Origin of the sequence: Porphyromonas sp. COT-290 OH3588 (genome assembly GCF_000769075.1) — a bacterium.
Taxonomy (GTDB): domain Bacteria; phylum Bacteroidota; class Bacteroidia; order Bacteroidales; family Porphyromonadaceae; genus Porphyromonas.
The window spans coordinates 13,202-26,677 of the sequence record NZ_JRFC01000024.1 but is presented as its reverse complement, the minus strand read 5'-3'; the positions used below and the strand labels follow the sequence as shown (position 1 = coordinate 26,677).

The window sequence follows — 13,476 nt, the reverse complement described above, 5'->3', positions numbered from 1 at the left end:
GATGATCGGTATTTAATACGGCCCTCTGTGTTTCAGTGGAGATAACCTATTTTCATTGATAGGGTTTGTTGTATCTTTGGCAACGACTAATTAGGTAATTGCAATTAATGATTCGTCAATATCTAATCAATACCAAGCTATACGCATATTTGTGTTTAGCCATATTTGCTGGGGTAGGCCTCTGCGCTCAGCAGGTTGTACCCGTGACCCTACAAAGCCAAAAGTTGGAACCCATACGCTGTGGTACCTGCTTGCAGGGATCTACCCATAGTATCGTGACCACAGCAGACTTATCTCCACTCGCAGAGGTAGATGAGTCCAAGACTACGGTGCTGGACTATATGGTTGTCTTCGATCGCTCGGCTCAGCTCTACATGAGTGATAAGGGTGGGGCAGAGATTTTTGCTGCCAAGATCGTCACCTCTGTCAATGAGGTATTTCGCAATTCCGACATCAATGCTGAGCTTAGACTCGCTCATATTATGCTCCTAGAGGAGGAGATACCCAGTGTTCACCAAGGGTTGAATATTCAGAGCTCCCCTAGTGTACAAGAGATGCGTCGCAAGTACAAGGCTGATCTGGTGACCGTGTGTAGCAACCCCTTTTACGATGGGCTTAGTGGCAAAGCAGTGCCAGAGGCAAATCGTATGGCGGCATATAGCAGCATTCATGTGACGAGTATTTTTAGCTCACTCACCGCTGCGCACGAGATTGGACATATCTTCGGCTGTCAGCATTCGCGCATCCAAGAGGACTCAGGGAACCACCCCTACGCCGTGGGAGTTGGTAACCCACCATACTATAGTGTTATGGGGGCTGCCGTGGGCGATATTACCGAGCTAGCTCCCATATTCTCTAGCCCCAAAAGTGTTTGGCGTGGTGTACAGCTAGGCTCCGAGCGAGAGAATAGTGTTCGCAAGATCAAGGAGCGTTTGGCCGAGGTCGCTAGCTTTGGCGACTACCTAGAGCCTCGCTACTATGCCGAGCGTGAGCAGATTGAGGTAGGAGCACAGGCGCAGACTGTGAGTGTTTTGATTCGAACGAGCGAGTTCTTTCAGCCCAGTAGTGATGTCCCTTGGCTACGTGTGGTGTCCCCTAGTTACTCTCTCGATGATGTGCCTTTGGTCGTTGCTGTCGAGGCTAATACTAGTGCTCAGAGTCGTACCGGGCATATCAAGATCGCTGGGACGGACCACTACAAGGCTGTTACCATTACGGTAACTCAATCCTCGTCGAGCACTACGGCAACCAATATGGTAGCTGTAGACCCCGTGATGCAGATTGCCTCGGGATACCTTGCCCTCTCTCTGTCTAGCAGGGGGGAGCTATCGGCCTATACCCTACAAGGGGAGCTGATATTCTCCAGAGAATTTGCCTCTGGAGATTACCAAGTGAGTCTTGACGGATTTCCTCGCCCTCTTGTCTTGCAGGCCAAGACGGCCCGTGGCCGTACTACGCTCAAAATACCATACTAGAAGGGCGCTGTCTACACCCACCTTGATGCTTTCTAAGAAGTATGACACGTATCTATATTATATAGCACCTCTCATGGATTACGTTGAGCAACTACGCATCAGGGGGCGCCTCCGTCGGTACTTGGGGCGTGAGTACTACATCATCAGGAGAAGTCTGCGGGATTTGTTCGGCTCGACCAAATGGGCTAAGCGACGTGCGTTGCCTCGTTGCCTCTATACACTCAAGGAGCATCGATCCATCATTTTGCGTCCGCTCAAAGATGTGGATATGTACTTGCAGGAGAATAAGCGCACCAACTTGCGGCTAGCGATTGCAGAGCTCAATGGTTTAGTCATCGCTCCCGGAGAAGTTTTCTCGGTGTGGCGCAATGTAGGTCGCCCCTCGGCACGCAAAGGCTATCTGGAGGGCTTGGTGCTTAACCAAGGTCGGGTAGATAAGGGTATCGGAGGAGGGTTGTGCCAGCTAGGCAATTTGCTCTTTTGGCTATTTGCACATACGCCGCTAGCTATCACAGAGCGGCATCGGCATAGCTTCGATGTCTTCCCAGACACTAACCGAAGCATTCCTTTTGGTGCAGGGGCCACACTCTCGTACAATTACATTGATCTGCGGGTGGAGAATAGAACCGAGGATACCTACGTCCTAGAGCTGTGGCTAGACGATACGTATCTCAACGGTCGCATCAGAGCCTCCGCCCCAGCCGAGGCCAAGTACCGCATCGAGGAGCGTCGGCATCGTGTGGTCGCTCAGCCGTGGGGTGGCTATACACGACACAATAGTATTGTGCAGGTCGTCACCTACCCAGACGGTAGGGTAGAGGAACGCCCCCTCGTAGAGAACCATGCTGTGATGATGTACAACCCAGTCCTCTATCCGCCCACAGAGCAATGACCCTAATGGAAGAACCCCAAGCTAAAAACACTACTTAGCCAAAGAAGACAAGATATGATGTTAGACAAAATCAAGATACTATGCTTCGCTATAGGATTGATGCTCTCGGGCGTTGTGCTACGTGCCGAGGGTTACTATGGTTTGCCCGATTCGCTTAGTACTCGGGCGCAGATGAGCATTTTGGTCGCCAGCCCGAGTCCTCTGGAGGTCTACACACTCTATGGGCATGCTGGCTATCGTGTGCAAGACCCAGAGCAGGGGGTTGATGTAACCTTCAACTACGGGATATTCGATTTCTCCGACGACTTCTTGCCTAGATTCATCAAGGGGCAAACAGACTACATAGTCGTGGCACAGAGAACCGAAGACTATATGCAGGAGTATTTGGGTAGAGGTAGTCAGGTCACAGAGTTGGTACTCAATCTCTCCTCGGAGGTGCGAGCAAACGCTTGGCGCTACCTGCTGTGGAATGTCCAGCCCGAGAACCGAACTTATCGCTACAACTTTTTCTACGACAACTGCGCTACTCGTCTGGTGCAGATCTGCGCCGATGCAATTAGACGCACAGACCGAATAACTCCCATAGCTGGAACTGGAGAGATGCTCCGAAAGGTACATCGCCTGCAACTCCCGGGGGCAGAGGTTGAGCAGAATACATACGGACATGCCCGCAAACCTTGGTCGTATATCCCCCTCGTAGGCGTCGATGTGGGTGTGAATAAGTATAACCTCTCGTGGCGTGACCTAATCAACGAGTTGGAGGGTGAGTTCCCGTGGTTGGTCCTTGGGACTGATTTAGCATTGGGAATGCCTACAGATGAGGTGATGGCCGATGCGGAGCGTATTTTTCTGCCCCATCTATTGCAAGAAACACTAGAGAAGAGCTGGTATCTAGAGTATGAAGAACGGCTGAGCGATGGTGTAGTAGAGTCTAGACGCTCGCTCGTCGAGCAGGAGGCAGGCATTATAGCTCATGTGAATACTCATGGAGAGCAGGCTCCCTTGGAGTCTCGCCCATGGGAGAGTTACTTGATACACCCGACAGTAATCTTCCTCCTCTTGGCTCTGCTCTCGCTATACATATTTATTAAGGGAGGAGGTCGCTGGCTTATCATGCTTATCTTTGCCGTAAGTGGTCTGGCAGGTTGTCTGCTCTTCTATATAGCCATACTCTCGGAGCATCCGCACGTATGGCCCAACTTCAATCTGTGGGTATTACATCCTCTACACTTACTCCTCGCTGTCCCATTCATGCTTCTCGGTAGATCCTCCCGTTGGGCATATCGCTATCATTTTGCTAACTTTGTGGCTCAAGCAATGTTTCTGGCTTTGGCATGGTGTTTGCCACAGACATTCAACGTAGCAGTCTACCTGCTCTCGCTCTCGCTTCTGTTGCTTTCTCTGTCACAGACCAAGCGTTCGGCGATAGAGCCGCAGGAGAGCTACTTACGATAAATGGAACAGCGACATATCAGATATCTACTCTCATCGCTCGTAGCCCTTGTGGCCATACAGATGCAGGCAAGTGCTCAGCAGTTGCCTCATATGGTCGTGTGCATCACTGTAGATCAGCTTCGCTCGGACTATTTGACCGAGCTAGAGCCTATGATGAGCCAAGGAGGCTTCAAGCGCATGCTCCAAGAGGGCAAGGTTTATCCCTCGGTTCGCTTCCCTCTAACGCCTATTGATGGCGCATCTGCGACCACATCAATCTATACCTCCGCCTACCCAGAGATGCACGGAGTGGAGGGGCGTTCGGTCTATCTGCGTAGCAAAAACAAAGTTCAGCCGACACTTTGGGACGAGTCCGTCCACGGCGTCTACACTCGTGAGAGGCTCTCGCCTCGTGCGATCCAAGTTAATACGCTAGCTGATAGGCTCAAGGAAGCATCATCGGGTTCTGCCCTTGTCTATAGCGTCGGCATCAATGCCGAGGAGGCAATGGCTGGTGCGGGCGTACTGGCTGATGGTTGTTTCTGGCTAGACGATCGTGTAGCAGCTTGGTCTACATCGAGCTTTTACCCGAGTATGCCTCAGTATCTCGATCGTTACAATAAGTCAGACGATGGACCCAACCGACGTCTTATCTCGGGAACCATGCGTTGGTCGCCTCTACGCTCCTACGCAGATCAGGCTGTCGGCTACTCCTCTTGGCATAAGAACTTCACCAAGTACTATCAGGGCCACGAGGCTGCAGCATACAAGCGCAGTGCTCTCGCCAACGAGGAGGTTACCACTCTAGCCTTACAGCTCATCAGACAAGGCGGCTACGAGTATCGCAAGGCGCCTAGCCTGCTCTCTGTATCCTACTCCGCCGCCCCTCATGGCTCGGGAGAACTAGAAGTAGAAGATGCGGATACCTACCTGCGTTTGGATCGAAATCTAGAGCAGATTTTCCAAGCCCTAGAGGAAAAGATAGGGCTCAAGAACTGCCTCATCAGCCTATCGGGCACAGGCTATACAAGCTATGAAGTGCCCAAACCGCAGATTGGCGCCAAATTAGCCAGACAACTTAGCATCAAGAGGGCCACAGCCCTACTTAATATGTATATCTCCGCTCTACATGGGGCGGGCAGTTGGATCGAGCAAGTCCAAGACGGGCGACTCTATCTCAATGGTAAGCTGGCAGAAGCTAAGAAGATTGCCCTGCGCAATCTACAGGAAGAGGTCGCGCTATTCTTGCGTCAGGTCGAGGGGATTGGCTCAGCTACTTCGGCACATGAGATCCTAACCTCCAATGCACTCAATCGGCAGCAGCGAGCGCTCAGGCGTAGCATTCATCATAAACATCTAGCGGATGTCTATTGGAGCCTTACTCCGGGCTGGTATCTCGAGGAGATAGCCGAACATCCGTCCCTGCAACGTGCTACGACTACGGCGATTGCTTCTCCTTTTGTTCTCATGGGAGCGGGGGTAGATCCCAAGCGGTTTGACTTCCCAGTGCAGGAGGCTACCGACATTGTTCGGGCTATCTCGTGGGTGCTGAGGATTAGACCGCCCAATGCAGCAATCTAATACGCTCAGATCGGAGCACATCAATTAAGCCCCACGAGGGGAATGTCATATCAAGTAAATAAAAACAAGACAATATATGGGATTAAATGAGTTTTTGTCGAAGCTATTCGGCAATAAATCACAGCGAGATCTCAAGGAAATCAAGCCTTGGGTGGAGAAAGTAAAGGCTGTGTACAGCGAGATCGAAGCCCTCAGCGACGACGAGATCCGTGAGCGCACAGCCAAGCTACGCCAGCAGGTGCAGGACTATGTAGCTGAAGAGCGCAAGGAAGTAGAGGAGCTAAAGGCCTCGGTAGAGGGTAAAGACCTAGATGAGCGTGAGGACATTTGGCGCAAGGTAGACAAGATCGAGAAGGCCATTCTCGACAAAATGGAGGAGGCATTAGACCAGATTATGCCACAGGCTTTCGCCATCGTCAAAGATACTGCTCGTCGCTTCGCTCAGAACCCAGAGATACGAGTACGTGCCACAGAGCTAGATAGAGCTTTGGCTGTGAGCAAAGACTTTGTTCGGATCGAGGGCGATACAGCGATTTATCAGAATCATTGGCTCGCTGGTGGTAACGAGCTCACTTGGGATATGGTGCACTACGACGTACAGCTCATCGGAGGTACGGTACTGCACAAGGGTAAGATTGCCGAGATGGCTACAGGGGAAGGTAAGACACTTGTGGCAACACTGCCAGTATTCCTGAATGCCCTTACGGGGAATGGAGTACATGTAGTGACGGTAAACGACTACCTCTCCAAGCGAGATAGCGAATGGATGGGACCTCTGTATATGTTCCACGGTCTGACTGTAGACTGCATTGACAAGCATCGTCCCAATACACCAGAGCGTCGTGCTGCATATAACGCCGACATCACTTTCGGTACTAATAACGAATTTGGCTTCGACTATCTGCGTGACAACATGGCGACTAGCCCAGAGGATCTGGTACAGCGCAAGCATAACTACGCCATCGTCGATGAGGTGGACTCCGTCTTGATCGATGATGCCCGTACGCCGCTCATTATCTCTGGTCCTGTGGCTCGTGGTGATGATCAGCTTTTCGAGCAGTTCCTCCCCAACGTAGAGCAGGTAGTAGATGCACAGCGCAAGCTAGCCCAGCAACTCCTTATTGATGCCAAGAAGAAAATTGCCAGCGAAGACAAGAAAGAGCAGGAGGAAGGCTTCCTATTACTCTTCCGCACCTTCAAGGGCTTACCAAAGAATAAGGCTCTCATCAAGTACTTGAGCGAACCCGGCATCAAGGCTGGTATGCTCAAGACCGAGGAGTACTACATTCAGGACAATATGCGCAATATGCCGATTGTAACGGATGAACTCTACTTCGTGATTGATGAGAAGCATAATAGTATTGAGCTAACGGACAAGGGTATTGACCTGCTGACTCGTGGTACAGACGATACGCAATTCTTCGTCCTGCCAGACATCGCCTCGCGCCTAGCAGAGCTCGAGGAGCAAGGGCTAAGCACCGAAGAGATGGCCGAGCGTAAGGAAGCTCTACTGGCCGACTACTCAATCAAGAGCGAACGTGTACACACGGTCAATCAGCTCCTCAAGGCCTATGCTCTGTTTGAGAAGAACGACCAGTATGTGGTCATGGACAATAAGGTGATGATCGTAGACGAGCAGACAGGCCGTATCATGGACGGCCGTCGCTACTCTGACGGGTTACACCAAGCGATTGAAGCCAAGGAGCGTGTGAAGGTTGAGGCCGCGACGCAGACTTTCGCCACTATTACGCTGCAGAACTACTTCCGTATGTACCACAAGCTCGCTGGTATGACGGGTACTGCCGAGACAGAGGCTGGAGAACTCTGGGATATCTACAAGCTAGATGTGGTGGTGATCCCAACCAACCGTCCTATCGCTCGCCAAGATCTCAACGACCGCATCTACAAGACTGCACGTGAGAAGTACGCCGCCGTCATTGAGGAGGTTGTACACATGGTCGAGCAGAAGCGCCCCGTACTTGTAGGTACGACATCGGTCGAGATCTCCGAGTTGCTCAGCAAGATGCTTACGCTACGCAAAATTCCTCACAACGTACTTAACGCTAAACTACACCAGAAGGAAGCTGAGATCGTTGCTCTAGCTGGTCAGCCCGGAGTAGTAACTATTGCGACCAATATGGCTGGTCGTGGTACGGACATTAAGCTCCCCGCTGCAGTTAAGGAAGCTGGAGGTTTGGCCATCATCGGTACCGAGCGTCACGAATCTCGTCGTGTAGACCGTCAACTACGTGGTCGTTCTGGTCGTCAGGGAGATCCCGGTAGCTCTGTCTTCTATGTATCTCTAGAGGACCATCTGATGCGTTTGTTTGCTTCTGACCGTTTGGCTACTATGATGGATCGCCTCGGTCTAGAGGAAGGCGAGATGCTTGAGCACAAGATGCTGACTTCTGCTGTAGAGCGTGCTCAGAAGAAGGTTGAGGAGAATAACTTCGGCATTCGTAAGCGTCTGCTTGAGTACGATGACGTGATGAATTCGCAGCGTGAAGTGATCTACGGCCGTCGTCGCCATGCTCTAATGGGGGAGCGCATCGAGATGGACGTTATGAATACACTCTATGATGCAGGTCGATCGATCATCGATACGCATCTTGAGACACAGGACTATCAGTCCTTCAGTGTAGACCTCATGCGTTATATGGCGATTGAAGCTCCGTTTAAGGAAGAGCACTTCCGCCGTGGTCGTGCCGAGGCTCTAGCCGATGAGCTCTACGATGCCGTCAGTGAGGCATTCGCTCGTAAGACACGAGCTATTGCCGAGAAAGCAGACCCAGTACTGCAGCAAGTTTTCGCCGAAGCGGGCCATGTCTACGAGCGCATTCAGATTCCTCTCACAGACGGCCGTATGTTCTACAATGTGAGCTGCAACCTCAAGGAAGCAGCCGAAACGCATGGAGCTTGCATCGTCAAGGAGTTTGAGAAGGTACTCGTGCTACACATGATTGACGAGGCATGGAAGGAACATCTCAGAGAAATGGACGAACTGCGCAACTCTGTGCAGAACGCCAGCTACGAAAATAAGGATCCGCTCTTGATCTACAAGCTCGAGAGCTATGAGCTATTTCGTAAGATGCTCGACGAGATGAATCGCAAGACCGCCTCTGTGCTGATGCGTCTGCATCTGCATGCTCCCGAGCAGCCTGCCGAGCAAGAAGCTCCTCGTCACGTCGAGATTAGACAGGACGAACCAGCTCCTCGCCGTCAGCAACCTCGCTACCACGAGAGTCGCTCAGCGGAAGAGGCCGAAGCTGCACGCCGTCAGCCAGCACGCGCCGAACATAAAGTTGGGCGCAATGATGCTTGCCCCTGTGGTAGTGGCAAGAAGTTCAAGCAATGCCACGGCAGAGGTCTTTAGCCTAGCGAATGCATTTATCTAAAAAGGATGAGGTGGAACTATGGTTCTGCCTCATCCTTTTTTGTTCTCGCCCATGTCGCCTCGTCATCTTAGCTGTGTTGGTGTTTTTTGTACCTTTGTTTAATCATTATTGATGATTGGACAAAGTATGAAGATAATTCGATTGATTTGCTTGTATTGGCTTGGTTTGTTGCTCAGTCTTGGGACAAACCTAAAGGCGCAGAGCCATTACAAACCTGATATACTAGGCGAGCCGTACGAGAGCCGAACTATTAGCTTGCCCGATGACTATAGCGGTCCCGTGGAGGCGACGCTCATTCGCCACAAGTTGGATAGACGCTTTACTCGTGCTGTGCTGTATATTCATGGCTACAATGATTACTTTTTTCAGGCGGAGCTAGGCGATAGTATTGTCAAGCATCGGTACAACTTCTACGCCCTAGACCTGCGCAAGTACGGGCGTTCCCTTCGCCCCGGACAGAGAGCTTTTGAGTGTCGTGATGTGCGTGAGTACCAAGCTGAGATCTCTCTAGCACTCGAGCTGATGCGCAAGGAGGGGCACAGCGAGATCTATCTCATGGCACACTCTACGGGCTGTCTCATCTCTGCCCTCTATCTGCACGACACGAGAAATAAGGACGGCATTCGAGGCCTAATCCTCAATAGCCCTTTTATAGATTTCAATTCGACCGCATTCAACGAGCGTTTCCTCTTGCCCCTAGTAACTTCTGTCGCTTGGCTCGTTCCTAATATGGTGATTATCCCCCCCTCCAAGCCAAACGAATATGACCACTATAGTAGTAGTCTGCTCAAAACAGCGCATGGCAAGTGGAGCTACCGCACCGATTGGAAGATGCCGCAGGGCTATCCGATTCGTACCTCGTGGCTACGAGCTATTAAGCGTGGACATAGACGAGTACAAGCGGGCTTAGATATCCAAGTGCCTATCTTGCTTATGAGTAGCGGTGCTAGCATACGTCCTCGAGCAGGGCAGTGGGAGCCTCGCTATGGTAAGGCTGATTTGGTGCTTGATGTGGAGGACATGTGGCGCTATGGCTCTCGACTAGGTCGAGAGGTACACTTCGCCAAGATCACCAATGGGATACATGACCTATTCCTCTCGCCCGATGATCAAGCCCGTACGATGGCCTACGACACCCTTTTCTTCTGGCTCAGAACGCAGGAGCGCAGAGATATTGCCAATGGCCGCCCCGTCGTAGAGCGTGCGATCGAGGACCACTCCGTTACATCGGCTGATAGCCTCGGAGGCAAGGTCAATATCAAGTTCCCCATACTCTACCAAGAGCCCAAATAGCCCTCGATGATACAAGACTTCGACATACGTGAGAGCCAACGAGAGCAAGAGGCTGACCATGCCCTTCGCCCTCTCTCATTCGATAGCTTCAGCGGACAAGACAAAGCCGTAGAGAACCTCAAAATCTTCGTCGAGGCCGCACGTATGCGCCAAGATGCCCTAGACCATGTGTTGCTCTATGGCCCTCCGGGGCTGGGCAAAACCACACTCTCGCATATCATTGCCAATGAACTAGGGGTGGGGATCAAGATCACCTCGGGTCCCGTCTTGGATAAACCCGGGGATTTGGCTGGTCTGCTGACTTCTCTTGAGCCCAATGATGTGCTGTTCATCGACGAGATCCACCGCCTAAGTCCAGTGGTAGAGGAGTATCTCTACTCGGCTATGGAGGACTACCGCATAGATATCATGCTAGACAAAGGGCCTAGCGCTCGTTCGATACAGATTGACCTCAATCCGTTCACCCTAGTTGGGGCTACCACACGTAGCGGTCTCCTCACGGCTCCCCTGCGTGCTAGATTTGGGATCAATCTACACCTTGAGTATTATGATAAGGATACCTTGGCGGGCATTCTGATGCGTTCTGCTCGGATTCTACAGACCCCCTGCACCCCAGAGGCGGCGGTTGAGGTCGCTGGCCGTAGCCGAGGTACGCCACGTATTGCCAATGCGCTACTACGCAGAGTCCGGGACTTTGCCCAAGTCAAGGGGACGGGGGCGATAGATCGAGAGATCGCCTGCGTAGCCCTAGAGTCCCTCAACATCGACCGCTATGGTCTAGACTACATAGACAATAAGCTCCTCGGTACGATCATCGACAAGTTTGCAGGCGGGCCTGTAGGGCTCACGACCATTGCCACAGCCCTAGGCGAAGATCCCGGGACGGTGGAGGAGGTCTATGAGCCATTTCTGATCAAGGAAGGCTTCCTCAAGCGTACGCCACGAGGCCGAGAGGTTACAGAGCGTGCCTATGCTCATCTAGGGCGATCGGCCATGCCTCGTATGGGCGACCTATTTGACTAATATCTGTGTACTATAAACTTGAGTATGGCCAACCCCCTCAAATCTCTTATTAAGGATACCGCCGTCTACGGACTTAGCTCTGTGGTTGGGCGGTTTCTTAATTGGCTGCTTACGGCACTTTATTCTCGTGTCCTCTTTACGGGCGAGTTTGGTGTGATGACGAATCTCTATGCCGTGATAGCACTGCTGCTCATCGTCCTGACCTATGGTATGGAGACGAGCTTTTTCCGCTTCTCTTCGACGCATGAGCGACCCAGCTTGGTCTACTCCACAGTATTGCGTGCTATCGGTGCGACTTCGGCTCTCTTTCTGATTTTGGGCTTGATTTTTCTCTCTCCCATCACGGCCTATCTAGGGAGAGAGGGAGATGAGGGGCTTGTGGCGATGCTACTCGGCATTGTCGCTCTAGATGCTTTCGCTACCATACCGCTCGGCTACCTGCGTTACGCCCAAAGGCCGTGGTGGTTTATGGGGGTACGTATGGGCTTTATTCTTCTGACTATTTTGCTGACCCTTTTGGCTTTCTACGGCCTGCCTTGGCTGGCGGAGGGTTTCCCGAGCCTCTTCGGTGGCTGGGAAATCTCTGGGCATGGCTTGTACTACATCATGGGGATTAATCTCATTGGCAATATCGTCCAGATTTTGATGCTCTCGCCTACGTTTAAGCATGCTTGTGATGGCTTCGACTGGGGGCTGCTCAGGCGTATGCTCAGCTATGGCTGGCCGATTCTCTTGCTTGGCTTGGTGGGTAGCTTCAACAACCAAGCGGATAAACTACTATTCCCTCGCCTCTTTGACGATAGAGCTCTGGGCGAGTCGGAGCTTGGCATCTATAGTGCTTGCTACAAGATTGCCGTCATCATGATTCTCTTCACACAGGCGTTTCGCTACGCTTACGATCCGTTCGTCTTTGCTCGGAGCAAAGAGGGAGGCGAGTCGGCTAAATCTGCCTATGCTGTGTCGATGAAGTATTACATCATCTTCACACTATTCATCTTCCTTGGGGTAATGTCTACCCTTGAGTTGCTGCAGTACTTTGTAGGGCCCGACTTCAGAGGTGGTCTGGCTGTGGTACCGTGGGTAATGGCTGGGCAACTTCTCTTCGGTATTTACTTCAATCTCTCCCTCTGGTACAAGCTCACAGACCGAACCTATTGGGGAGCTATCCTCTCGGTGGTTGGCTGCATTTTGACAGTGCTGATCATCGTGCTTGGTACACCGCATTATAGCTATATGGCTTGCGCTTGGGCGAGCGTCGTGTCCAATGGCCTGATTACACTACTCTCTTACTTCTTAGCTCAGAGATACTATCCTATTCGCTACGAATTGGGGCGGATAGGGCTATACGTAGGGCTAGCTCTAGGCCTGCTTCTAGCCGAATGGCTACTGGCCGAGTATGTGACCGACTATGTTTGGGTAACTCTACCCTTCAACCTGCTGATGTGCCTTGTTTACCTACTTGTCGTGCTGAAGCTAGAGCTCCCGAGCGGAGGGCTAAAGCCACTACTGGCAAGGTTTAATAAGCGTTAAATTCCCGATCCCCAAATTTATATTTTAGACCATCTCTCTGCAGATTGATGGGATGATGTGCATAAGTAGTGGATAACTTGTGTAGACCTCGTATTGGCTCTCTAGCAAGCTCTATACGGGGCTTAACCTGTTTGGAGCGCCAACCCTCTAGTCTAGGGGAGATCGTTGGTTAGAATGGATTTTTGTAATGCGTTCATATAGTTGTATATAGATATCTATTTCCTGCAGATTGATATGTTTGAAGCTCATTCTCTACTATTTCTTCCCATCAATTTTTCTGAATTGATGGACACATCGCAGTGGATTAGTCCATCAATCCGATAAAATCAGTCCTTCGATTTTTCAGTACACTTTACCACAAAAAGGAAAAACGAAAGCTCTTAGCAAGAATATACTAGAAAGCAAACCACCCAAAATAGGTCAAACAACCTCAAAACTAGGTGTATGAGTGGTGTGCCTGTTGGGGATAAGCTTGTTGGGTATATCACTGACAAATAAAATATTGATATCTATTGACAGTATCAATATGGCAACTAAACCAACCGAACCAGTTCCCAGTATCCTTCAGTTGAAACCATTGCAAAAAGCCTCTACTATGGGAGGAATTGAGTGGTGCGATGGCTTCAAAAACCTACAAGCTATAAAATTAATAGTATAATAGAAAGCTACTTTGCGAAAAAAATAATATCTTTGCGCTCAAATTAAAACTGATACAAAGCACTATCTTAATTTATCATCAGATGATTTTATAGAGTGTGTGCCTATATGAGGCCCGCACTCTTGTAGATCATGGAGTAGAGATAGGCTTTGCGGTCATGTTATGATTTTTCATCTTTCAGAATTATAATATATG

The 13,476-nt window shown here is 50.8% G+C and carries 8 protein-coding genes; all 8 read left to right on the top strand.

Annotated elements, in window-relative coordinates:
- Nucleotides 1-107: 107 nt before the first annotated feature.
- Nucleotides 108-1,475 carry a zinc-dependent metalloprotease family protein gene (locus HQ48_RS06390; protein ID WP_044232496.1) on the top strand — a complete coding sequence of 456 codons (1,368 nt, stop codon included), beginning with the start codon at nucleotides 108-110 and terminating at the stop codon, nucleotides 1,473-1,475.
- Between the two features lie 73 nt (nucleotides 1,476-1,548).
- Nucleotides 1,549-2,367: a VanW family protein gene (locus HQ48_RS06385; protein WP_044232561.1), complete on the top strand. Its 819-nt coding sequence runs from the start codon at nucleotides 1,549-1,551 to the stop codon at nucleotides 2,365-2,367.
- A 54-nt stretch (nucleotides 2,368-2,421) separates the two neighbouring features.
- Nucleotides 2,422-3,822: a DUF4105 domain-containing protein gene (locus HQ48_RS06380; protein WP_081969745.1), complete on the top strand. Its 1,401-nt coding sequence runs from the start codon at nucleotides 2,422-2,424 to the stop codon at nucleotides 3,820-3,822.
- A complete protein-coding gene (locus HQ48_RS06375; RefSeq protein ID WP_044232494.1) occupies nucleotides 3,823-5,382 on the top strand; it encodes an alkaline phosphatase family protein in 1,560 nt (519 codons plus the stop codon). It begins immediately after the preceding gene.
- 76 nt (nucleotides 5,383-5,458) lie between these two features.
- Nucleotides 5,459-8,755, top strand: a complete 3,297-nt coding sequence (secA, locus tag HQ48_RS06370) for a preprotein translocase subunit SecA (protein ID WP_044232493.1) — start codon at nucleotides 5,459-5,461, stop codon at nucleotides 8,753-8,755.
- 148 nt (nucleotides 8,756-8,903) lie between these two features.
- Nucleotides 8,904-10,070, top strand: a complete 1,167-nt coding sequence (locus HQ48_RS06365) for an alpha/beta hydrolase (protein ID WP_081969744.1) — start codon at nucleotides 8,904-8,906, stop codon at nucleotides 10,068-10,070.
- 6 nt (nucleotides 10,071-10,076) lie between these two features.
- Entirely contained in the window at nucleotides 10,077-11,093 is a 1,017-nt protein-coding gene (gene ruvB / locus HQ48_RS06360) for a Holliday junction branch migration DNA helicase RuvB (protein ID WP_044232490.1), read from the top strand.
- A gap of 24 nt (nucleotides 11,094-11,117) precedes the next feature.
- Nucleotides 11,118-12,623, top strand: coding sequence for a lipopolysaccharide biosynthesis protein (locus tag HQ48_RS06355; RefSeq protein ID WP_200879866.1), 1,506 nt, complete (start codon nucleotides 11,118-11,120; stop codon nucleotides 12,621-12,623).
- Nucleotides 12,624-13,476: the final 853 nt, after the last annotated feature.

Coding starts and splice junctions, on each gene's coding strand:
- HQ48_RS06390 (WP_044232496.1), top strand. CDS start 108: ATGATTCGTCAATATCTAATCAATACCAAGCTATACGCATATTTGTGT.
- HQ48_RS06385 (WP_044232561.1), top strand. CDS start 1,549: ATGGATTACGTTGAGCAACTACGCATCAGGGGGCGCCTCCGTCGGTAC.
- HQ48_RS06380 (WP_081969745.1), top strand. CDS start 2,422: ATGATGTTAGACAAAATCAAGATACTATGCTTCGCTATAGGATTGATG.
- HQ48_RS06375 (WP_044232494.1), top strand. CDS start 3,823: ATGGAACAGCGACATATCAGATATCTACTCTCATCGCTCGTAGCCCTT.
- HQ48_RS06355 (WP_200879866.1), top strand. CDS start 11,118: ATGGCCAACCCCCTCAAATCTCTTATTAAGGATACCGCCGTCTACGGA.
- ruvB (WP_044232490.1), top strand. CDS start 10,077: ATGATACAAGACTTCGACATACGTGAGAGCCAACGAGAGCAAGAGGCT.
- secA (WP_044232493.1), top strand. CDS start 5,459: ATGGGATTAAATGAGTTTTTGTCGAAGCTATTCGGCAATAAATCACAG.
- HQ48_RS06365 (WP_081969744.1), top strand. CDS start 8,904: ATGAAGATAATTCGATTGATTTGCTTGTATTGGCTTGGTTTGTTGCTC.